This window comes from Azospirillum sp. UFLA03-27, assembly GCF_059803775.1.
In genome coordinates this window covers 1-22,661 of sequence record NZ_JAUQTX010000094.1, presented here as the reverse complement: position 1 = coordinate 22,661, position 22,661 = coordinate 1, and the positions used below count along the sequence as shown (strand labels likewise).

Genomic DNA, 22,661 nt, shown 5'->3' with positions numbered 1-22,661 from the left:
AGCTTCAGCTACCAGTGGTACCGGGCCGACGACAGCAACGGCACCAACGCCGCCTCGATCAGCGGGGCGACGAGTTCCAGCTACACGCTGACCACGTCGGATGCCCACAAGTACCTGCGCGTGGTGGTGACGGCCAATGACGGGAAGGGCGGCACGCAGACGGCGACCTCGGCCTACACGGCGATCCTGAACAGCGCGCCGGTGAACAGCGCGGTGCCGAGCGTGAGCGGCACGGCGACGGTGGGCAACGCGCTGACGACGACCAACGGCACCTGGAGCGATGCGGACGGCGACGGCCGGAGCTTCAGCTACCAGTGGTACCGGGCCGACGACAGCAACGGCACCAACGCCGCCTCGATCAGCGGGGCGACGAGTTCGAACTACACGCTGACCACGTCGGACGCGCACAAGTACCTGCGCGTCGTGGTGACGGCCAACGACGGCAAGGGCGGCACGCAGACGGCGACCTCGGCCTACACGGCGATCGCCAACAGTGCGCCGGTGCTGAGCACGGACGCGCGCAGCCTGACCGCCATCGACGAAGACGCCACAGGCAACAACGGCGACACCGTGGCGGCCATTCTGGCCTCGGCCGGCACGGCCACCGATATCGACGGCAACGCGCTGGGCATTGCGATCACCGCAATCGACAGCAGCAACGGCACATGGCAGTACAAGACCGGAGCCGGGACCTGGACCACCATCTCCGGGGTCTCGAGTGCGTCGGCCCTGCTGCTCGCCGGCACCGACCGTGTGCGCTTCGTCCCGAACGCCGACTACAACGGATCGGTCGTCAACGGCATCACCTTCAAGGCGTGGGATCAGACCTCCGGTACGGCTGGCACGACGGTCGGCAACGATACCACCGCGAACGGAGGGCTGGGCGCCAGTGGCCAGTTCAGTGTCGCCAGCGCGACGGCGGACATCGCGGTGACTGCGGTCAATGACGCCCCGGTGCTGACCGACACCGTCCTGACCCTGCCAAGCGTCGCCCAGGCGGCAGGCGCGCCGAATGGCGCCGTTGGCGTTGCCGTCTCGTCCCTGGTTGCGCTTGGCGGGAACGTGTCCGATGTGGACAGCGGCGCCGTCACCGGCATCGCGCTGGTCGGCATCAACACCTCGGAAGGGGGGACCTGGTACTACAGCACCGACGGCGGCACCAGTTGGACCGCGGTCGGCACGGTGAACGACAGCGGAAGCGCGCTGCTGCTGCGCACCACGGACCGTCTCTACTACCAGCCGACGGGGGCCAACGCCGGCATCCTCAGCGCCGCGATCACCTTCCGTGCCTGGGATCAGACCAGCGGTACCGCGGGGGCCAAGGTGGCGACCGCGGGCGGTGGAGGGATTTCCGCCTTCTCCGCGGCGACGGACACCGCCAGCCTCTCGATCACCCCGGCTGCCCTGGGGAGCGCCGTGACCCTCGCGCCCGCGTCGGACACGGGCAACAGCAACACGGACAACATCACCAAGGCGAGCAGCGTCACCTTCAACGGCAGCGGTGCCAACGCCAACGCCAACACGACGGTGCGGCTCTACGCCAACGGCTCGCTCGTGGCGACGACCACGGCCGACGCGTCGGGCGCCTACAGCTTCGCCGGCGTCGATGTGTCCGGCCTCAGCGGTGCGGTCGACTTCACCGTCCGTCAGGTCATCGCCGGGATGGAGAGCGCCGACTCCGCCATCCGGACCGTCACCTTCGACCGCACGGCGCCGACGGTCGCGATCACCCCGGTGTCCGGCGACAATGTCCTGAGCGCCCCGGAAAGCGCCGTGCCCCAAACGGTTTCCGGCACCGCCACAGGGGTCGAGGACGGCCAGACGGTCACGGTGACGCTGAACGGCAAGACCTACAGCACCACGGTGAGCAACAACGCCTGGAGCCTGTACATCCCCTCCGCCGACCTGCTGGCGCTGCCGGACGGCGGCACCTACACCATCACCGCCGATCTGGCGGACGTGGCCGGCAATGCCGCGGTCCAGGCAACGCGCAGCGTCTCGGTCGACCGCACGCCGCCGACCCTCGCCATCGCCACGGTGGCGGGCGACAACGTGCTGAACGCCGCGGACAGCGCGGTGGGACAGACGGTGTCGGGCGTCACCAACGGTGTCGAGGACGGCCAGACGATCACGGTGACGCTGAACGGCAAGACCTACAGCACGACGGTGACCAACAACCGCTGGAGCCTGACGGTCCCCTCCACCGACCTGCTGGCGCTGACCGACGGCACCAGCTACACCTTCACCGCCAGCCTCACCGACGCGGCGGGCAACCCCACCCAGGCGACCCGAAACGTGTCGGTGGACCGCACGCCGCCGTCGGTGGTCAGCGTCACGCCTCCCCCGGCGCGGACGTATCTACCGGGCGAGACGGTCAGCTTCTTCGTGCAGCTCAGCGAAGCGTCCATCATCAACGGCGGCAATCCGGTTCTGGAACTGGCGGTTGGAAGCGAGATCCGGAACGCCGTCTACAATGCGGCCGGCAGCACCGGCACGCTGCTGCGGTTCGACTATGTCGTCCCGGTCGGCGACCGCGCGCCGCAGGGCATCGCGGTCCTGGGGCTGGCGCTGAACGGCTCGATCGTGACCGACGCGGCCCAGGGGCCTCTGGTGACGACCCTGAAGGGCGTCGGCGACACCAGCCAAGTGCGCATCGACACCCCGATCCCGGCGAGGCCGGTCGGGACGGCGCTGAGCGGCTTGTCCGACTCCGGCGTGTCGGCGACGGACCGGCTGACCAACGTGACGAGGCCGACGCTGTCCGGCACCGCGGAGGCGAACGCCACCGTGACCGTGTTGGTGGACGGCAAGGCGGTGGGGACCACCGTGGCCGACGAGAACGGCTTCTGGGTCCATCGCCTCCAGACCGCGCTGACCGACGGGACGCACAGCATCACGACCACGGCGACCAACCGGTTCGGCATCGTCAGCGACCCGTCCGACGCGTTGGCCGTGGTGATCGACACCGCGGTGCCGGTGACGCCGGCACCGTCGGTGACCAGCGCCACCGTCGCCGGTGCGGCGGGAGGCGAGCGGATCTCCGGGATCGCCACGCCGTCCCTCGCCGGCACGACGGAGGCCGGCAGCACGGTGAACGTTCTGGTCGACGGCAAGGCCGCCGGAACGGCGGTCGCGGACGCCAACGGCGCATGGACCTTCCAGTTCACGGCGGCGCTGGCCGACGGCACCCACAGCGTCCAGGTGCAGGCCACAGACAGGGCCGGCAACGTCAGCAGCCTGTCGGCGGTCACTACCTTGACCATCGACACCACGCCGCCGCTCGCCCCGACGGTGACGCTGAACACCACCGCTGGCAACACGCCGGTTGTGCAGGGCACCGCCGAGGCGAACAGTCTGGTCACCGTGACGGTCAACGGGCAGACCGTCGGCACGGCGCGCGCCAGCGCGTCCGGCGCTTGGCAATTGGCCCTGACCTCTGACCTGAGCGTCGGCAGCTATGTGATCGCTGCAAAGGCGAGCGATGCCGTGGGCAACACCGGCAACGCCGGCACGACCACCTATTCGGTGGCCCCACCGCCCCCGCCGCCGGCCGTGGTGGCGGCCTCCACAGGGAACACGACGACGGCGGCGTCCTCGTCCAACTCTGCGGTCGCAACGGTCGCCGGGACCGGGACAGCGCAGACGACCGGGCCGACGCTGGGCACAGCGCCGACCCTGCCTGGCCTGCAGACAAGCAGCGATGCGGGCCGTGTCATCACCAGCTCGTCGATCGGCAACGGGAGCGGTGCGGGCAACGGGAACAGCAGCACGGATGCCGGGCGCTCGATCACCATCGGCAACATCGGCAACTCGACCAGCAGCGACGCCGGGCGCTCGATCACGATCTCCGCCATGGGCGGTGCGCCGTCCGGCGGCGGCACGGCCAGCTCGTCGAGCGGGGTTTTGGGCGGCGGTACCGGCGGGTCCAGTGGCTCCGGGTTGAGCGGCGTCGTCAGCGGCGGCAGCGGCCTGGGCAGCGGCAGCCTTGGTGGGGGTGGTCTCGGCGGCGTCGTCGGCGGCGGTTCCGGCTTGGGCGGCTCCGCTTCGGGCGGAATCGGCGCCGGATTGGGTGCCACGGGCGCCGGAGCCGGTACCGGTATTGGTGGCGGTCCAGGCGTTGGCCTCGGCGCCGGCGGACCGGCGACGGGTGGGCCGGCCACCGGTGGACCGGCGACAGGCGCCGGAGCGGGCAATGGCGGCCTGAATGGTGGCGTCGGCGGCCCGGTCGGCTCGCCCGGCACGGCGTCCGGTGGCACGCCGGGCGGCAGCACGGCCCCAGGGGGCGCCGGCACCGCCGCCGGCGGGCTTGGTGGCGCACCGGGCAACCGGCCCGGCGGCGCGACGGGGCCCGGTTCGACGATCGAGAACGCGCCGACCAACCGGCCGGCTGACCAGGGGGGAGCGCAAGGTCGGCCCCAGGGGCAAGGACAGCCGCCGGCCGGCGACGCGCCGGCGGGTGGCGATCCGAGCAACGCTCCGGCCGCGCCGGACGGTCCGGGGCAGGCCCCCGGCCCGCGGGCCGACCTCGACGGGTCTTCGCCGGCCCGGCCGGCCTTCTCCCGCCAAGTGGCTCAAATCCACGGCGCCGCCGACGCCCAGACGGCGGCACTGCTCGCCGCACTCACCTCGCATGTCCCGCCGGGAAGCCGGGCGGCTTAGCGCCGCCCGCGCCTCCCACCGCCTTCATCCCCGCCTAAGCTTTTCTTTTCAAATGGATTGCCGACGAGAATGACCCGGTTCGCTTCCTCCCTCCGGCCGCGGGGCCACAAGGTCCGCGCGTCCTTCGCCCTGACCGCCGCCGCGCTCCTCGCCAGCGGATGTTCCATCAGCCCGAAGCCTCTGACTGATGATGAGAATGTGTCCCGTCTGCGCGAGGACATGTCGGTCATCATGGCGCCGCAGGAGCCGATCGCCGGCCCGGTGTCGATGCACGAGGCGATGGCGCGGGCCATCAAGTACAACCTCGACGAACGCGTGAAGCTGATGGAGATGGCGGTCGCCAACCAGCAGCTCGACCTGTCGCGGTTCGACATGCTGCCGCGCCTCGTGGCGGGGGCCGGCTACACCGGGCGCAACAACGAATCCGGGTCGGAAAGCCTGAATCTCGCCACCGGCCGCCGCACCGGCGAGAGCACCACGGCCACGGACCGGCACCGCCGGACCGCCGACCTGGGCTTCACCTGGAACATTCTCGATTTCGGCGTCAGCTACCTGCGCGCCCGCCAGAATTCCAACCTCGTCCTGATCGCCGACGAGCGCCGCCGCCGCGTCGTCCAGGGCATTCTGCAGGACGTGCGCACCTCCTACTGGCGCGCCGTCGCCGCGGAGCGGTTGCTGAAGCGGATCGAGCCGCTGGAGAAGCGCATCGAGGCGGCGCGCAAGAACGCGAACGACCTGGAGGCCCAGCGCGTCCAGGCGCCGTTGCAGACCCTGTCCTACCAGCGCGCGCTGGTCGACACGCTGCGCCAGCTTCAGACCCTGCGGCGCGAGCTGGTGGCCTCCAAGTCGCAGCTTGGCGCCTTGATGGGCCTGCCGCCGGGCGAGAACTTCACCCTTCAGATGCCGCCGGACGTCACCGGCAAGGACGTGCCGGCGATCACGGCGTCGGTCGAATCCCTGGAAACCTACGCGCTCCTCAACCGTCCGGAGCTGCTGGAGGAGTCCTACAATGCCCGCATCACCGCCGACGAGACGCACCGCGCCCTGCTGAAGCTGCTGCCGGGCATCGACCTGAACGCCGGCCTGCATTTCGACAGCAACAGCTTCCTGCTGAACCAGCGCTGGGCCGATTACGGGGCGCGGGTGTCGTGGAACATCCTGTCCCTGGCCTCGGCGCCGGACACCCACGCCTTCTCCAAGGCGCAGGAGGAACTGGTCGCCTTCCGCCGTCAGGCTTTGAGCGTGGCGGTGCTGAGCCAAGTGCGCGTGGCGATGGTGCAGTTCCGCGAGCTGTCGCAGGAGTTCTCGCTCAACGCCGACCAAGCGTCAATCGACCGCCGCATCCGGCAGCAGTACGTCAACAGCAGCACGGTCGGCCAGCAGGGCGACATGAGCGTCATCCAGGCCGAGGTGTCCGAACTCGTCTCCGATCTGCGGCGCGATCTCGTCTACGCCGACCTGCAGAACGCCTACGCCCGTGTCATGGTGTCGGCGGGCGTCGATCCCATGCCGGAGGCCGTCCCGTCCCAGGATCTGACGACGCTGCGTCAGGCCGTGTCCGACGGGTTGGGCGCCTGGCAGCAGAAGGCAGGCGGCACGGCGCGGCTCCAGGATCTGCTGGTTCCCGCCGCCACGACCTCCGAAAAGGCACCGACGGAGAAGGCTCCGGTTGAAAAGGCGGCCGAGCCGCAAACCGAACCGAAGACCGCTCCGCTCGCCGCGCGCAACGACGAGCCGGCGGAGCGCAAGGCTGCGGTGCCGGAGCGCGTGACGGTGGCCGAGCTGCCGCAGGCTGCCTCCATGGCCACGCCGATGACAGTGTCCTACAGCCCGTCCTCACGGTCGGAGCCGGCGAAGGTCTATTCGGTGCCGTTGAGCGCGCTGGCCCCGATGGGGCGTGCCTCCGCGCGTTGATGCCGACGGGGTGGCGCACCGGCGCCGCCCCCCTTCGGCTGTGCCAGTGCACTGTGATGAAACAAATAAGCGTACAGGACCGCTTGCCGATCCTGGATCGTTGCGCTTCCGGAGCAAAGGGTGCAGAAAATCTCTGCCATGATGTGCCGCTTTCGCCCCTCACGCTTCCTTGCTGCGCTGTCTATCGCGCTGCTTCCCCTGCCGCTTGCCGCTGCGGATCCGGCGCCGGCCCCCGAAGGCGGCGTACGCGCGTTGATCGAGGCGCGGCAGCACGCCGTCCTTTCCAGCGAGATCGCCGGGCGCATCGGGCGGATCACCGTGGAGGCGGGCCAGTCCTTCAAGGCGGGGCAGACGCTTATCGCCTTCGACTGCAGCCATTATCAGGCTGCGGTCGACGCGGCCCGCGCCAACCTGCGCGCCGCCGATGTCACGGTGCGGCAGAGCCGCCGGCTGGAGCAGCTGAAATCCATCGGCGGGGCCGAGGTCGAGATGGCTGAGGTCAAGGCCGAGGCCGCCCGCGCCGATCTGCGCAAGGCCGAGATCGAGGTCCGTCGTTGCGACGTGAAGGCCCCCTTCGACGGCAAGGTGGTGGAGCAGCGGATCCGCGAGCATGAGTCGGTGCCCGCCGGCACGGCCTTGCTCGAAGTGCTGTCCGACCGCGATCTGCGGGTCGAACTGATCGTCCCGTCCTCCTGGCTGGTCTGGCTGAAGCCCGGGCAGCGGTTCGAACTGCGCATCGACGAGACGGGCGAGGCTCTGGACGGCGAAGTCACCCTGATCGGCGCCCGCGTCGACCCGGTCAGCCAGTCGTTGAAGGTCACGGGCAAGCTGCTGGCGGACAAGCAGGGCAGTGCCCCGAATCTGGTCGCAGGCATGAGCGGAACCGCCCGCTTCAACCCGCCGGAGGAGGCCAAAGGTGCCCGATGACGTCACATCCGTCCGGATGGAAGCGGCCAACCCGCTGAACAGCCTCCTGCTCCTCCTGAACTTGCAACAGGAGGCCCGGCAGGCCCAGAACCCGGAAGCGCTGCGCTTCCTCATGGTGAACCAGACGCGGCGGATGATCGCCTACCAGCAGGCGGTCTTCCTGACCGTCGCGCCGTCGGGCAAGGCGCGGCTTGAGGCGGTGTCCAACGTCGCCGTTCCGGAGCGCGATGCCCCCTTCACCCGCTGGCTGGAGGCCGCGGCGTCGGCCATCGCCGTGGGAGCGGAGGCGCGCAGCCTGCACGGCATCGCCCCCACGGAGGTGCCGCCCGCGCTGGCCCGCGACTGGGGCCAGTGGGGACCGGCGCAGGCGCTGTGGGTGCCTCTCCCGGGTCCGGACGGCACATTGACGGCGGTGTTGTGGCTCGCCCGCGACGATGCGTGGACGGAAGGGGAAAAGGTACTGCTCGGGCAGCTTTCCGGCGGCTATGGACACGCCTGGTGGGCTTTGACCCGGGCTGGGCGCCGCTCCGAAGTGCGGGCGCGCAAGGGAATTTGGGCGCTGGCGGTGGTGGCGACCCTGGGGGCCGTTCTGGCCATCCCGGTTCCGCAATCGACGCTGGCACCGGCGGAGGTGGCGCCGCGCGACCCGCTGATCGTCAGCGCGCCGCTGGAGGGCGTCATCGAACGCTTCCACGTCCAGCCGAACGAGCCGGTGACCAATGGTCAGCCTCTGTTCACGTTCGAAGCAACGGTTTTGAAGAGTCGTCTGGAAGTCGCGCGCAAGGCCCTGGCTTCGGCGGAGGCGGAGTTGCTGACCGCCTCTCAGGGGGCCTTCACCGACCCGCAGAGCAAGGCCCGCATCGCCCAGTTGAAGACCCAGGTGGAACTGCGCCGGGCGGAGATGGATTTCGCCCGCGACCTGATGGATCGCGTCACGGTTAAGGCGGAGCGAACGGGCATCGCCGTCTTCACCGACGCCAACGACTGGCTGGGCAAGCCAGTGGCGGTCGGCGAGCGCATCCTGACCCTGGCCGACCCGCAGGCTGCCGAGGTCGACGTGCATGTCCCGGTCAACGACGCGATCGTGCTTCAGGAGGGGGCCGAGGTCAGCCTCTATCTGAACGTCGATCCTCTGCGCCCGCTGCGCGCGACCGTCTCGCACGCCAGCTACGAGCCGGGGCTGACGCCGGGCGGTGTCCTGGCCTACCGCGTCCGCGCCGATCTGGTGCCGGACCAGCCGACCCCGCGCATCGGGCTGCGCGGCACCGCCAAGATCCAGGGCGAGCGGGTGCCGCTGGCCTTCTACCTGTTCCGCCGCCCGCTGGCGGCGCTGCGCCAGACCGTGGGGCTCTGAGCCATGGGCGCCGCCGCCATCGGCATGGCGACAGGGCCGGCGGCGGTCACGCCGGTGGACCCGCTGGACAGCGTGCGACTGCCACCGCTGCGCGAGGAGTTGCAACTGCTGCCGGCTCCACCGGCCGTGGACGGCTCGCCCTGCTGGACGATCCACGATCCGGTGCGCAACCGCTATTTCCGTATCGGCCATGGCGCCTTCGAGGTCATCGCCCGCTGGCATCACGGGTCGCCCCGCGCCATCGCCGCCGCGGTGGCCGCCGAAACGGTCCTGGAGCCGGAGGCGGAGGATATCGTCGGCCTCTACAAATTCCTGGCCGGCAGCAACCTGACCCAGGGCGCCGATGTCGATTTCCTGGCGAAGCAGACGGCGGCGCGGCGCACGTCCTGGTGGATGTGGCTGCTGCACAACTACCTGTTCTTCCGCATCCCGCTGGTCCGCCCCGACGCCTTCCTGAACGCCACGGTGCGCTACGTCGCGCCCTTCTACAGCCGTGCCTGGTTGTGGACGGTGATCGGTGCGGGAATTTTGGGCCTCATCCTGGCGATGCGCCAGTGGGACAGCTTCGCCCACACCTTCCTGCACTTCTTCACGCTGGAGGGCATGGCGCTCTACGGCCTGACGCTGCTGGTGACGAAGACGCTGCACGAGCTGGGGCACGCCTACACCGCAAAACGCTTCGGTTGCCGGGTGCCGACCATGGGGGCGGCCTTCCTGGTGATGTGGCCGGTGCTCTACACCGACACCAGCGACGCATGGCGGCTGGTCTCCCGCCGCGCCCGGCTGCACATCGCGGCGGCGGGCATGCTGACGGAACTGGCGCTGGCCGCCTTCGCCACGCTGGCCTGGAGCTTTCTGCCCGACGGGCCGCTGCGCAGCGCCGCCTTCTTCGTGGCGACGGTGAGCTGGGTGACGACCCTGACCATCAACCTCAGTCCCTTCATGCGGTTCGACGGCTATTACCTGCTGGCCGACGCGCTGGACGTGCCGAACCTTCAGGACCGGGCCTTCGCGCTGGCCCGCTGGCGGCTGCGGGAGTGGCTGTTCGGCCTGGGCGACGAGGTGCCGGAGCGGTTCGATCCGTGGCTGCACCGGGTGATGCTGGCCTACGCCTTCGCCACCTGGGTCTACCGGCTGGTGCTGTTCATCGGCATCGCGGTGCTGGTCTATCACGTCTTCATCAAGGTGTTGGGCATCGTGCTGTTCGCGGTGGAAGTCGGCTGGTTCATCCTGCGCCCGCTGGTCAACGAGGCGAAGGAATGGTGGGAGCGGCGGGGCAGCCTGCGGCCCAATCGGAACCTCCTGATGACTCTGGGCGGCCTGAGCGCGCTGGTCTGGCTGGCCTTTGTCCCGGTCACCGGCACCATCGCCGTGCCGTCGGTGTGGCGGGCGGAGGGCTTCTCGACCCTGTTCGCTCCGGTCCCGTCGCGCATCGCGGAGGTGCTGGTCCAGCCCGGCCAGCGCGTGGCGGCGGGCGACCTGCTGTTCCGCCTCGAAGCGCCGGAACTGACCAGCAAGCTGCAGCAGTCGGAACTGCGCATTGCGCTGGCCCAGGACCGCATCGACCGCATGCTGGCCGCCCGCGACGGACTGGACCGGGTGCGGGTGATGGAGGAGGATCTGGCCGCTGGCTTGGCCGACCGGCAGGGTCTGCTGGATGGTCTGGCGCGTCTGGAAATCCGTGCGCCCATCGCCGGAACGGTGGTCGATGTCGCCGACGCGTTGCGCCCCGGGCGCTGGGTGGGACCATCGCTGGCGCTCGGCCAGATCGTCGCTGATGGCGGCGGGGAACTGGTCGGTTATGTGGCCGAGAACGACCTCTCCCGCGTCGCTGTGGGGGCAGATGCGGTGTTCCTCGCCGACGATCCGCTGCGTCCCCGCATGGAAGCGCGGGTGGCGGTGGTGGACCGGGTGAGCGTGAAGGGGCTGGACGTTCCCGCCTTGGCCTCGATCCACGGCGGTCCGATTGCCGTGGAAAGTCAGACCGGCCCATCGATGGGACGCACCAACGCCGAGGCCGCGCGCTCGAACCTGAAGCCGGTGGAGGCCGTCTACCGGGTGACCCTGGCGCCGCTGGACCGGACGCAGGCGGGACCCGCCCACCAGATGCGCGGCGTGGCCCGCGTGGAGGGCGAGGCGCGCAGTCTGGCCGACCGCTTCTGGCGCACCGCGCTGGCCGTGCTGATCCGCGAAACCGGGTTCTGACGAGAAGATTGCCCGTCAGGGAGCGATTGCCCACCGCCCGTTGGCCATTTTGCAAAAGGTCAGTCTGTAGGGCTGGACGGTCCGCCGGATGAAGTTGGCCTGAACGTCCCCGCAGGGCGCACCGTCGCGCTCGTGGATCTTCTCCACGACCACATCGCCGCGCACCCCGGTCTTCGGATTGTTCCATTCGGTGCGCCGACCCGCTTCCATCGGGGTCAGGGCGTCGCTGAGCGCCTTGCGGAACAGGTCCCAATCCTCGTCCGTCAAATCCACCCCGCCGCGTCCGCCCAGGAAAAGGCCGAACTGTGCCTGCGCCGGGGCGGCGACGGCCAGCGTCGCGACCAGCGCGGCGGCGTGGAGCCCAAAGGCAAAGGACGGGATGGGTAACAGGCGCATGCGGCGGCTCCTTACGACCGTTTTCGAATCCGGGCATTTTAAGAACGATTGATGATGGCCGCATGTGAAGGCAGGTCACGAACCGGGGTGTTACGGTAACATACGTGTCGCTGCTAGGCGCGCCGCGGACTCCGACCTTTCCAATGTTCCGAAACCTTTCCAAATCCGGGCCATGGCCTGCCATTCGCTGCACGGCCGTCCGGTGGGCAACGGTAACGCACTGGCTTCCCGACCAGGGGACGGACGAGCGTTCCTGATCGCCGGTCAAACCCTTCGGCGCGGACTTTTCCGCCCGATGGGCACCGCTCCATCGCTCTCCGGCAGGATGGCCCCGCAGAATGGCCCCTATGAACGAAGATTTGGGGACGCGCCGCACGTTGGCCCGGTGGCCGGTCCTTGCCTTGCTTGCCGCCCTGCTGTTTGCGGCCTTGCCGTCCGGATGGGCCGTGGCACAGACGCCCGATGCCCATACCTCCACCCCCGGAGGACCGGCGACGGCGCTGGAGGTGTATGCCGCGCGTCTGGAGGCGGTCGCCGCCACCTATCCACAGCTTCCCACCATCCTGTCGGACGCCTTCGCCCGCCCCAACGGGCGGGAGGCGGCGGTGCACCCGCTGCGCCTGCTGCGCGGCTTGGTGATCCTCTTCGCGGCGGGGACGGCGGCGTTGCTGCTGACGCGCCGGGTCCTGGCGGGGCCGGTCCGCAAGCTGGAGTTGGACGATGGGGCGCCGCTGTTGACCGGCGCGCTGCGCTTCGTGCTGGGGCTGGTGCCGGTGGGCGCCTTCGCGCTCGGCGTGCTGGTCGTCTACGCGATCGTGCGGCCGCCGCATCCCGCGGCTCCAGCGGTCCTGCTCGCGGTGCTCCAGGCGGCGCTGACCGTGCTGCTGACCGACCGGCTGATCCGCTTCCTCTGCGCGCCGAGGCGCCCCAGGCTACGCCTGATCCCGCTGGAGGATGCCGACGCGCGCGCTCTGCACCGCACGGGCGTGGTCACCGTGACGTTGGCCGCAACGGTGCTCGGGCTGATCGATCTTCTGCTGGCGCTGGGGGTCGGCGGAAACGCCATCGTCGCGATCGGCCTGCCGCTGAGCACCGTGCCCTTCCTGTATCTGCTTTACCGCGTGTGGCGCGGGCGTGCTCCGGTGGCACGGGCCATCGCCCGCCCTTTGGGCGTCGAGGTGAAGGACCACCCTACGCTGGGATTGTGGGCGGTGGCGGCATCGGTCTATCTCGTCGCCTTGTGGCTGGTCGTCGCGGCGGCGGCGGTGCGGCTGGAGCCGGCGACGGGGCCGCGGATGCTCGCCAGCCTGCTGGTGGCGCTGGCCGTGCCGGCCATCGCGCTGATGGCCCAGCGCCCGCTCGCCCGCTTCTACCGGGGGGAGGAGACGGATGCGGGGAAGGCCGCGGTGGCGCGGGTGATGCGGGCGTTGTGGTCGGCCCTGTTCGTCGTCGGTGTCTTCGCCACCGCGGCCATCTGGGGATTTCGGGTGGAGCAGGCGACCGGAGCGACCGGCATCGCCCTGCGACTGCTGTTCAACGTGACGGTCGTGCTTCTGCTGGGCTACGTCGCCTGGACGATGGTGGTGCGGATGATCGATCGGACGCTGGAGGAGGCCCGGCACGACGGGTCGTCGTCGCGTGGGCAGCGGTTGGCGACGCTGCTGCCGCTGCTGCGGAAGTTCCTTCAGGTCGTTCTGGTCGCCATCGTCGTCATGATCGTCCTCTCCTCGCTGGGCATCGAGATCGGGCCGCTGCTCGCCGGCGCGGGGGTGGTCGGCATCGCCATCGGTCTCGGCGCGCAGTCGACCATCGCCGACATCCTGGCCGGTGTCTTCTTCCTGCTGGAGGACGCGTTCCACATGGGCGACTATGTGGAGGTCGGCAACCTGCGCGGCACGGTGGAGGGCATCTCCCTGCGCTCGCTGAAGCTGCGCCACCACCGCGGCGCGGTGCACACGCTGCCCTTCGGCCAGATCAAGGCGCTGACCAACTACAGCCGCGACTGGGCGCTGATGCGCCTGGAGTTCCGCGTCCCGCCGGAGACCGACATGGGGCTGGTCAAAAAACTGGTGAAGGACGTCGGCAAGGAGCTGTCCGCCGACCCGGAGATGGGGCCGAGCTTCATCGAACCGCTGAAGTCCCAGGGCGTGCGGCGGGTGGAGGACGACGCGGCGATCATCGGCGTCAAGTTCATCACCAAGCCCAACGAGCAGTTCGTCATCCGGCGCGAGGCGTACCACCGCCTGATCCGCGCCTTCCAGGACCATGGCATCCATCTGGTCGGGCGCGGCGTGGTGGTGCGCGTGGACGATCCGGAGGCGGCCAACCGGATCATCGGCTTTGCCGCCGCCCAGGCCATGAACGGCACCGGCAAGGAGAGCGGAGCCGCGGAGTGACGCCCGTCACGCCGCCGGCTTAACCGACAGCCAAGCCGCGATGACGAAGGCGGGCAGGCGGCCGAGCGCCGCGTCGTCCCGGCCAGTCTCTTCCTGCCACGTCCGGTGACGGTCCAGCGCGGTCCGCAGGACGGTCGCCCGCTCCGCCGTGGGGACGGCGGACAGGGCGGTGTCCAGGCTGGTCAGATAGGGCGGGAACTCGGCGTTGGGACCGGTGAGGCCGCGCTCCGTCCCCTCGGGGTCGAACCACACCTCGGCGGCGGCGGTGTCGGCGCTGGGCGGGACGACCATGCCGCCGATATAGCCAGTGGGTTGAACCACCTTCCATCCCTTGCGGCTCGGCCCGGTGGTCCAGCCGAGCGCGCGGGCGACCTCCATTGTCGCGGCGCGGGTCGGCGCCTGCCGGGTGATGCGGTCCAGAAGGTCGGTCAGGTCGACGGCGGGCATCGGGGCGCTCCCTGGATAAACCTCTAGGCGAAAAACCCTCCGGCCATGAACCAGCCGGATGCTCCTCAACGTACAACATCGGTGGCGGGCAGGGCGATGACAGCCTATCTGGGAAACGGCCCATCAGGCGAGAGGGAGCGGTGCGGAAAAGAATGACGGCCACCATCCTGGTGATTTTGATGACGCTGGTCCTGCTGCTGGCCGGTCCGGCCTTCGTGATCGCGTCGGGAACGGCGACGCTGGGGGTGGACTGGAGCCGGGCGGACCGCAAGTCGGTCGGCCTCGCCCCCGATCCCGCCACGACGCAGGAGGCGGTGGTGCAGGTCTACGCCGCCCGCGCCCTGTCCTGGCGCGGCGCCTTCGGCACGCACCCGTGGTTCGCGGTGAAACCGGCAGGCGCGTCGGCCTACACCGTTTATGAGGTGATCGGCTGGCGGGTCTACCGCGGCCTGCCGGCGGTGGCGGTCAGCAACCGCGATCCGGATGGGCGCTGGTTCGGTTCGGCCCCCGCCGTGCTGGCCGAGCTGCGCGGCCCCGCCGCCGAGGCCGCCATTCTCAAGATCGCCGAGGCCGCCCAGAGCTACCCCTACGCCGGGGAATACCGAATCTGGCCCGGCCCGAACAGCAACACCTTCGCCGCCTGGGTGGGGCGGGCGGTGCCGGAACTGCGGCTCGACCTGCCCTCCACCGCCCTGGGCAAGGACTATCTGGGCACTGGCCTGATCGCGCGGGCGCCCAGCGGAACGGGCTGGCAGGTCAGCCTGTTCGGCCTTGCCGGCCTCCTCCTGGCCAAGGAGGAAGGGTTCGAGGTGAACCTGCTGGGCATGACCTTCGGGGTCGATCCCTTCGATCTCGCGGTCAAGATCCCGGGCGTCGGGAGGGTGGCGCTCAATGCCCCCGCCCCGACGGCCCCGGCCGCCGACAGCCCGCCGCCCGGCTGAGCCTCAGTTCTCCTCGGCCGCCGACATGCCGGTGCCGGCGGGGCCGAGCGGCGGGTTGCCGCGCTTGAGGCCGAGCCGGGTCATGCAGTCCCACGCCTCCTCCGCCGTGTCGGCGATGTCAAACAGCTCCAGATCGCCGGCGCTGATCATGCCGTGGTCGGCCAGGGCGCGGAAATTCACCACCTCGTTCCAATAGTCGCGCCCGACGAAGACGATGGGCAGGCGGGACGCCTTGTTGGTGTTGCGCAGGTTCAGGATCTCGAACGCCTCGTCGAAGGTGCCGAAGCCGCCGGGGAAGATCGCCAGCCCGTTGGCGCGCATTGCCAGATGCATTTTCCGGATGGCGAAATAGTGAAAGCGGAAGGTCAGCTCCGGCGTGCTGTAGGGGTTGGGGTGCGGCTCCTGCGGCAGGCTGATGTTGAAGCCGATGCTCGGCGCCCCGGCCTCCTGCGCGCCGCGGTTGGCGGCTTCCATCAGGCCGGGACCGCCGCCGGTGGCGATGACGTTGTCGCGCTGCCCGTCCTCGGTCGGCGCCAGGGCGCCGCCGCGCTCCGACACGATGCGCCCGAAGGCCCGCGCCTCCTCGTACCAGGCCGCCTGCTTGGCCCGCCGCTCGGCCTGTTGCCGCTCCTCCAGCGTCCGGGCGTCGCGGAGAAGCTGCTCCGCCCGCTCGGGCGAAGGCACCCGCGCGCTGCCGTAGACCACGATGGTGGAGCGGATGCCCCAGGCCTTCAGCTCCGATTCCGGCTTGGCGTATTCGAGCATGAAACGCACCCCGCGCATCGGCTCGCTCAACAGGAAATCGCGGTCCTCGAAGGCGATGCGGTAGGCGGCGGATTCGTGGTTCGGCCTGCTGTCCTTCATGCTGTGCTCCGGGTGGGGACGGGGAACGGCTTCTGGTCATGTGGGGTCGCGGGCGATCCATTGCCCGGATTCAAAAGATTTGCATTCGAAGCAATTGTGCCGCAGACCGGAGGGAGGCGGAAGGGAAAGCGGTTCCGCGTCTTTCCATAAGCCTTGGCCCTGCCCACATCATGGTTCAGGGGCGTCTGCGCCCGACCTTCAGCGTCTTATCCGCGTCTTGTTCGTAAGGGGTGACGTTGAGCAGCATCGAGCCGCCATGGCCATCGGATGAGCGCGCCCGGCTGGACCGGTTGAAGAGCTACGGCGTGCTGGACACGCCGCCGGAGGCGTCCTTCGACCGGCTGGCCCGGCTCGGCGCTCGCCATTTCCGCATGCCCATCGTGATGGTCAATCTGGTGGACGAGACGCGGCAGTGGTCCAAGGCCGGCTATGGGCTGGATACGATGGTCATTGAGCGGCGACTGTCCTTCTGCGCCCACACCATCCTCCACGACTCGGTTCTGGTCGTGCGCGATGTGCTGGAGGACGAGCGCTTCGCCGACCATGAGTTGGTCGCCGGGCCGCCGCATCTGCGCTTCTACGCGGGGGCGCCGCTGATCACGCCGGACGGGCTGCGCATCGGAACCTTCTCCCTGCTCGATCACAAGCCCCATCCGGAGTTCAGCGCGGAGGACGAGCGGGATCTGGAGGAGTTCGCCCGCCTCGCCATGCACGAGTTGGAAACCCAGGCCGCCCATCGCGCTGCCCTGGCGGCGGAAATTCTGCTGCGGGACAAGAACGCCCTTCTGGAAAGCCTTCTGGAGAGCGTCACCGACCCGATCTTTGCCAAGGACCGCGAGCGCCGCTTCACCCTGGTCAACTCCGCGACCGCGCGCCTGTTCGGGCGGGCGCGGGAGGAGGTGGCGGGCCTGACGGACGAGGATCTGTTCCCGCCGGAGGAGGCCGCACGGCTCGATGACCTGTGCGGGCGGGTGATCGCCACCGGACGGGAGGAGACGGTGGAGGAGGAGTTGCCCTTCCCTACGGAGGAGGGCAAACGCGTTCTGATGATCAGCGTCATGCCCCTGCGCGACGCCTGGGGCGCGGCCATCGGCGTCGTCGGGGTGGCCCGCGACATCACCGCCCGCAAGCGGGCGGAGGAGGCGCTGCGGTCGAGCGAGGCACGGTTCCGTACGCTGGTGGACAACACGCCGCTGCTCATGTGGATCAACCGCTCGGACGGCACCCCTGAATACTACAATGAGGAATTGCGCGCCTACACCGGCCAGGACCCGGACTCCATGTCCGCCTGGAAGGGCTTCCATCCGGACGACCGTCCCGCCTATCTGGAACTGAGGACGCGCTCGATCGCCGCGGGCACGCCCTATCAGGGCAACGTCCGGATGCGGCGCGCCGACGGGGCGTGGCGTTGGCACCAGTGCCGCGTGGTCCCGGTGCGGGAAAAGGGCGCCATCGTCTCCTGGATCGGCACCGCGGTGGACATCCACGACATTCGGCGCGCCCAGCAGGCGGCGGAGGAGGCCGATCGCTCGAAGGGCCGCTTCCTGGCGGCGGCCAGCCATGACCTGCGCCAGCCCATGCAATCGATCCTGCTGTTCGCCGGCGCGCTGGGCCCCCATGTCACCGGCGAGGCCGGGCAGCGGGCGCTCGACCGGCTCCAGCAGGGGCTGGACACGCTGAAGGATCTGCTGGACAGCCTGCTCGACGTGTCGCGCCTCGATGCCGGGGTGGTGGCGCCGCAGATCGAGGAGTTTCCGGTCGCCGACCTGCTCGGCCCACTGTCCGCCGCCTATGCCCCGCTGGCCGAGGCCAAGGGGCTGGATTGGCGGGTCGTGCCCTTCACCGGGACGGTGCGCAGCGACCGCGTCCTGTTGGGGCGAATGCTGCGCAATCTGGTCGACAACGCCATCCGCTACACCGACCGGGGCCGCGTCATGGTCGATTGCCGGCCCCAGGGAACGCGCCTGTGCGTCGAGGTGCACGACACTGGCCAGGGTATCCCGCCCGACCAGCGGGAGCGCATCTTCGAGGAGTTCCACCAGATCGGCAACCCGGAGCGCGACCGCGACCAGGGCCTCGGCCTCGGTCTTGCCATCGTGCGCCGGCTGTCGCGGCTGCTCGACCATCCGGTGGATCTGGTGTCGCGTCCGGAGCGCGGCTCGATCTTCTCGGTCAGCGTGCCGCTGGTCCGCCACGACGCGCCGCGCCTTCCGCCACCCGCCACCCGGATGGCGCGGACCGACGCCATGACGGCGACCGGGGACGGGCGGCTGGCCGTGGTCGTGGAGGACGACGCCATCGTTCTGATGGGGCTGGCGGTGATGCTCGGCGAATGGGGGTTCGAGGTGCTGACCGCCGGGAGCACAGGCGAAGCGCTGGAGCGCCTGCGCGGCGGGCGGCGGCCCGACATCGTGCTGGCCGATTACCGGTTGCGCCAGGGCCGCGTCGGCACTGAGGCTATTCTGCGCATCCGCGACCTGTTCGGCGCCGACGTGCCGGGCCTCATCGTCACCGGGGAGATCGGGCCGGAACCGCAGCGCGACGCCGCCCGGCACGGCCTCGGCCTGATGCACAAGCCGGTGACGCCGCGCCTTCTCGAAGCCGTGCTCGCACGCCATCTTGGAGCCATCGGGCCGGCTTGAGCGTTGCTATCACCAGCGGCGCCGACGGCGCCGCGCCGTGCGAAGGTTATGGAGGAGACAACAGAGTGTCATCCCTGTCGAAAGGCCTTGCCATGGTCGCCGTCGCGGCGGCGCTCGCCGGGTGCCAGTTTCCCGGCTTCCCGTCGCCGCAGCAGACGGCCACCCTGCCGCCCCCGACCGTGCCGAAGCCGCCGCCCGAGGAGCGCGGGATCTGGATCGTCGGCAGCCCGTCCATGCGGGGGGCGGTTGGCACCGCGGCCAGCCGATTCAACAGCACGCCCGACACCCAGCCGCGCCTCGTCGCCGAGGGCACCAACAGCGGATTTCGCAGCTTCTGCGCCGGGGTGGGGCTGGAGCATCCCGACATGGTGGTCTCCGACCGCCGCATCGGGGCCGAGGAGCAGAAGCGCTGCCGGGCCAAGGGCATCACCATGATGGAGTACGAGCTTGGTCCCAAACAGTTCGTCTACGTCAAGGACGCCCACATGATGACCATCCCCGGCGTGCGCGACTTCACGGACAGCTGGGGCGTGAAGGGCAAGCCGGTGCGCGGGGCCTGATCAGCGGCCTGCGGCGGCGTCGGCAGCGGCCTGCTTGCGAAAGAAATCCACCCCCATCTGGATGCTCCGCCCGATGTTGGCCGCGCGGTCCTCGAAGAAGGCGGCGGCCTCGGGCGTGCAGACCTCGGCCGTCGTCTCGCGGAACAGCTCCAGCCAGCGCTCGAAATGCGCCGGCCCGATGTCGAAGCGGACATGGGCGGGCAGGGGGCGCCCGTCGTAGCGGTGGGTCAGCAGGGCGACCGAGGACCAGAAGTCGATCATCTTCAGGAGATGCGGCTCCCAGTCGGTGATCGCCGCGCCGAAGACCGGGCCGAGCAGGGCGTCGTCGCGGATCTTGCCGTAGAAGGTGCGGACGAGGGCTTCGATCATCGCCTCGTCGATGCCGGTCTTTGCGACCCGCTCGGCGATGGTGGCGGATTGGGGGGTGGGAACTGCGGTCTGGTCCAAGGCGGTGGGGTCCCGAAAAAACATGAGGCGAACAAGACCCCGCACCATACCCGTCCCGGCGGCACACCGCCACCCGTGCAGGGCATTAAATTCCCTCTCCCCAGAAGGGAGAGGGTTATGAACGTCGAACGCGCTCTCCGCACCCTTACCGGATGATAACCACCACCAGCCGCTTCGGCCCGTGGACGCCGTAGGCCAGCGTCTGCTCGATGTCCGCCGTCTTCGACGGGCCGGAGATCAGCAAGGCGTTGGTCGGCATTCCGTCGGCCCAGCGGTTCTCGGTCATCGCCTGCCAGAAGGTGTCGTACAGCGCGTCGGCGCGCAGCAGCGCCAAGTGCATGTGCGGCACCAGCGACATCAGCCGCGGCTCCTCCGGCGTCGGCCAGACGATCAGGCTGCCGGTGTCGGCGATGGCCCCCAGCGTCGTGGTGATGCCGGCGTCGATGCCGTCGAACAGCCGCTCCTTGAAAGTCTCGACCCGGTCGGCGTAGGGGATCAGCTCCAGACCGCCCGCCATCCCGGACGCCGTCCATTCGGCCGACAGGCGCGCCCCGGCCTCGGTCGCCGGACCGAACAGCAGGTTGCGGGTGCCCTGCGCCTTGAGGAAGGCCTGGACGTCGGCGGGCCAGTCGGCCTCGGTCGTCTCCAGGAACTCCGTGTGGACGGCCTCCATCATGCGCTTGATGCGCTCCAGCCGCTCCGCCCCTTCCCAGCGCTTGTTGCGCAGGACGGCGAAGTCGGACTCCGGCGGGGTCAGCGGGTGGACGTCGCGCCCGGCGCGCAGCTTGCTCAGGATCGCGTTTCTGGACTCAGACATCGGGAATCCCCTTCTCGCGGGCGAGGGCATGGAGCGTGCGGTTGGCGAAGCGCGGCTTGGACCGCACGTTCGTCCACTCCTTCAGCAGCGGCAGGCTGGCGGGGGCGGCGTTGCCCAGCTTGGCCAGCAGCGCCGTCGCGAACTGGTAGGCGAGTGGCGAGGCGTAGGTCATCGACCAGCCCTTCCACACCATCGCCTCCGCCTTGCTGGCGTGCGACCCGGCGCCCTTCACGGCGTCGCCGGGATGCACGGCCTCCGACCGCAGGCGGCCCATGATCTCGACGATGGGGATCTTGACCGGACAGATCTCGACGCAGGCATTGCACATGGTGCAGGCGTGCGGCAGCTCGCCCCGCTTCTCCAGCCCTTCGACCTGCGGCATCAGGATCGAGCCGATCGGGCCGGGGTAGGGCGCCTGATAGGCGTGGCCGCCGACCTTGGTGTAGACCGGGCAATGGTTCATGCAGGCGCCGCAGCGGATGCAGCGCAGCGTGTTGCGCAGCTCCTCGTCGGCGTAGATGCCCGACCGCCCGTTGTCGAGGATCACCAGATGGATCTCGTTCGGGCCGTCCTTCTCGCCCTCCTTGCGGGGGCTGGAGATCATGTTGACGTAGGTGGTGATCGGCTGGGCGGTGGCGGAGCGGGTCAGCAGGCTGATGACCGGCGGCACGTCCTCCAGCTTCTCGACGACCTTTTCCAGGCCCATGACGGCGATGTGGACGGGCGGCACCGTGGTGCTCATGCGCCCGTTGCCCTCGTTCTCCACCAGACAGAGCGTGCCGGTCTCCGCCACCGCCATGTTGACGCCGGAGATGCCGACGTCGGCGGTCGCGAACTTCTTGCGCAGGACGCGGCGGGCGAGGTCGGTGAGCTGGGCCACGTCCTCGGTGTATTCCGCTTCCTTGATCTTCTGCTTGAACAGATGGGCGATCTGCTTGGTGTTCATGTGGATCGCCGGCATGATGATGTGCGAGGGCATCGCTTCATCAAGCTGGACGATGTATTCGCCGAGGTCGCTTTCCAGGCTCTCGATGCCGTGCTTTTCCAGGAAGGCGTTGAGGTGCATCTCCTCCGACACCATCGACTTGCCCTTGACCACCAGCTTCGCGTTCACGCGCTGCATGATGGAGAGGACGATGGCGTTGGCCTCGTCGGTGGTGGACGCCCAATGGACCTGGATGCCGTTGCGGGTGCAGTTGGCTTCCAGCTTTTCCAGCAGTTCCGGCAGCTTGGACAGGGCGCGCAGGCGGACCGAGGCGCCGAGCGTCCGCACCCCGTTCCATTCCGCGGTGTCGGCGAACTGCACGGCGCGCTTGGACATCAGCCCGTCCATGGCGCGGCGGAAGTTGCCGCGGAGCTGCTGGTCCTGGAGCGCGGCGCTGGAGGCCTTCGCGAAATTGATGCTCGTCTCACCCATGGGTGCGCTCCTTCAGGAACTGGGCGATGTGGACGCCGCGGACTGGCTTCTTGCCGCCTTCCAGCGCGCCGGAGATGTTCATCAGGCAGCCGCAGTCGCCGGACACCACGGCCTTGGCCCCGGTGTTCTCTATGTCCGCCACCTTGTCGCCGACCATGGCGGCGGAAATCTCCGGATGGCGCACCGCGAAGGTGCCGCCGAAGCCGCAGCATTCCTTCTCCCGCTGCAGCTCGACCAGCTCGACGTTGGCGAGCTGGCGCAGCAGGGCCTTCGGCTCGTCGGTCACGCCCATTTCGCGCTGGGCGTGGCAGGAGGCGTGCCACGTGATCTTCACCGGCGGCCCCTGGTCCTCGAACTTCACCTTCAGGACCTGGACGAGGAACTGGGTCAGCTCCCACACGCGCGACGCCACCTGACGGGCGCGGGCCTCGTCCGGCTCGCCCTTGAACAGGTCGGGCCAATGCTTGCTCATCATGCCGGCGCAGGATCCCGACGGCACGACGATGGGCCAGTCGCCGGGGAAATAGTCCAACTGCGCGCGGGCGACCTTCAGTGCCTCCTCCCGGTAGCCGGAGTTGTAGGCGGGTTGGCCGCAGCAGCTCTGCCCCTGCGGGAAGACGACGCGGACGCCCTGCGCCTTCAGCAGTTCCATGCCGGCCATGCCGGCTTCGGGGT

Annotated in this window: 16 protein-coding genes; 9 read left to right on the top strand and 7 right to left on the bottom strand. The window is 69.6% G+C overall.

The window, feature by feature from the left end:
* From Q4I23_RS15780 to Q4I23_RS15760, 5 genes are all read left to right on the top strand, one after another.
* The coding region (locus Q4I23_RS15780; protein WP_498526830.1) for a beta strand repeat-containing protein at positions 1-4,659 on the top strand (4,659 nt) is incomplete at its 5' end.
* A gap of 69 nt (positions 4,660-4,728) precedes the next feature.
* Complete coding sequence (locus Q4I23_RS15775; RefSeq protein WP_498526829.1) at positions 4,729-6,573, top strand: TolC family protein; 1,845 nt, start codon at positions 4,729-4,731, stop codon at positions 6,571-6,573.
* A 138-nt stretch (positions 6,574-6,711) separates the two neighbouring features.
* Positions 6,712-7,500, top strand: a complete 789-nt coding sequence (locus Q4I23_RS15770) for an efflux RND transporter periplasmic adaptor subunit (RefSeq protein ID WP_498526828.1) — start codon at positions 6,712-6,714, stop codon at positions 7,498-7,500.
* Complete coding sequence (locus Q4I23_RS15765) at positions 7,490-8,854, top strand: efflux RND transporter periplasmic adaptor subunit (protein ID WP_498526827.1); 1,365 nt, start codon at positions 7,490-7,492, stop codon at positions 8,852-8,854. Before Q4I23_RS15770 ends, Q4I23_RS15765 begins: the two co-directional genes overlap by 11 nt.
* 3 nt (positions 8,855-8,857) lie before the next feature.
* Positions 8,858-11,059 (top strand): efflux RND transporter periplasmic adaptor subunit, encoded by a 2,202-nt coding sequence (locus tag Q4I23_RS15760; RefSeq protein ID WP_498526826.1) that lies wholly within the window; start codon positions 8,858-8,860, stop codon positions 11,057-11,059.
* A gap of 15 nt (positions 11,060-11,074) precedes the next feature.
* Here the strand turns inward: Q4I23_RS15760 and Q4I23_RS15755 are convergent, their stop codons facing one another.
* The gene (locus tag Q4I23_RS15755; RefSeq protein WP_237907609.1) at positions 11,075-11,455 is read right to left on the bottom strand and encodes an RT0821/Lpp0805 family surface protein; all 381 of its coding nucleotides are present in this window, start codon (positions 11,453-11,455) and stop codon (positions 11,075-11,077) included.
* A 446-nt stretch (positions 11,456-11,901) separates the two neighbouring features.
* On the opposite strand from Q4I23_RS15755, the gene Q4I23_RS15750 reads away from it, so the two are divergent.
* Positions 11,902-13,851 carry a mechanosensitive ion channel domain-containing protein gene (locus Q4I23_RS15750; RefSeq protein WP_454016398.1) on the top strand — a complete coding sequence of 650 codons (1,950 nt, stop codon included), beginning with the start codon at positions 11,902-11,904 and terminating at the stop codon, positions 13,849-13,851.
* A 6-nt stretch (positions 13,852-13,857) separates the two neighbouring features.
* Here the strand turns inward: Q4I23_RS15750 and Q4I23_RS15745 are convergent, their stop codons facing one another.
* The gene (locus Q4I23_RS15745; protein WP_498526825.1) at positions 13,858-14,298 is read right to left on the bottom strand and encodes a hypothetical protein; all 441 of its coding nucleotides are present in this window, start codon (positions 14,296-14,298) and stop codon (positions 13,858-13,860) included.
* Positions 14,299-14,450: 152 nt separating this feature from the next.
* Between Q4I23_RS15745 and Q4I23_RS15740 the strand changes: the two genes are divergently transcribed.
* The gene (locus Q4I23_RS15740; protein WP_498526824.1) at positions 14,451-15,239 is read left to right on the top strand and encodes a DUF3750 domain-containing protein; all 789 of its coding nucleotides are present in this window, start codon (positions 14,451-14,453) and stop codon (positions 15,237-15,239) included.
* A 3-nt stretch (positions 15,240-15,242) separates the two neighbouring features.
* On the opposite strand, the gene Q4I23_RS15735 is transcribed toward Q4I23_RS15740, so the two are convergent.
* A complete protein-coding gene (locus Q4I23_RS15735) occupies positions 15,243-16,103 on the bottom strand; it encodes an LOG family protein (RefSeq protein WP_454016401.1) in 861 nt (286 codons plus the stop codon).
* A 230-nt stretch (positions 16,104-16,333) separates the two neighbouring features.
* Between Q4I23_RS15735 and Q4I23_RS15730 the strand changes: the two genes are divergently transcribed.
* Both Q4I23_RS15730 and Q4I23_RS15725 read left to right on the top strand, forming a co-directional pair.
* Entirely contained in the window at positions 16,334-18,745 is a 2,412-nt protein-coding gene (locus Q4I23_RS15730; RefSeq protein WP_498526823.1) for a hybrid sensor histidine kinase/response regulator, read from the top strand.
* A gap of 65 nt (positions 18,746-18,810) precedes the next feature.
* Positions 18,811-19,305: a substrate-binding domain-containing protein gene (locus Q4I23_RS15725; protein WP_454016403.1), complete on the top strand. Its 495-nt coding sequence runs from the start codon at positions 18,811-18,813 to the stop codon at positions 19,303-19,305.
* On the opposite strand, the gene Q4I23_RS15720 is transcribed toward Q4I23_RS15725, so the two are convergent.
* From Q4I23_RS15720 to Q4I23_RS15705, 4 genes are all read right to left on the bottom strand, one after another.
* Positions 19,306-19,752 (bottom strand): group III truncated hemoglobin, encoded by a 447-nt coding sequence (locus Q4I23_RS15720; RefSeq protein ID WP_454016404.1) that lies wholly within the window; start codon positions 19,750-19,752, stop codon positions 19,306-19,308.
* Between the two features lie 145 nt (positions 19,753-19,897).
* The gene (locus Q4I23_RS15715; protein ID WP_498526822.1) at positions 19,898-20,569 is read right to left on the bottom strand and encodes a LutC/YkgG family protein; all 672 of its coding nucleotides are present in this window, start codon (positions 20,567-20,569) and stop codon (positions 19,898-19,900) included.
* Positions 20,562-21,986 (bottom strand): LutB/LldF family L-lactate oxidation iron-sulfur protein, encoded by a 1,425-nt coding sequence (locus tag Q4I23_RS15710; RefSeq protein ID WP_137142225.1) that lies wholly within the window; start codon positions 21,984-21,986, stop codon positions 20,562-20,564. The genes Q4I23_RS15715 and Q4I23_RS15710 overlap by 8 nt, the downstream gene beginning before the upstream one ends.
* Positions 21,979-22,661: (Fe-S)-binding protein (locus Q4I23_RS15705; protein ID WP_498526821.1), on the bottom strand; the 683-nt coding region annotated here is incomplete at its 5' end. The genes Q4I23_RS15710 and Q4I23_RS15705, both read right to left, overlap by 8 nt.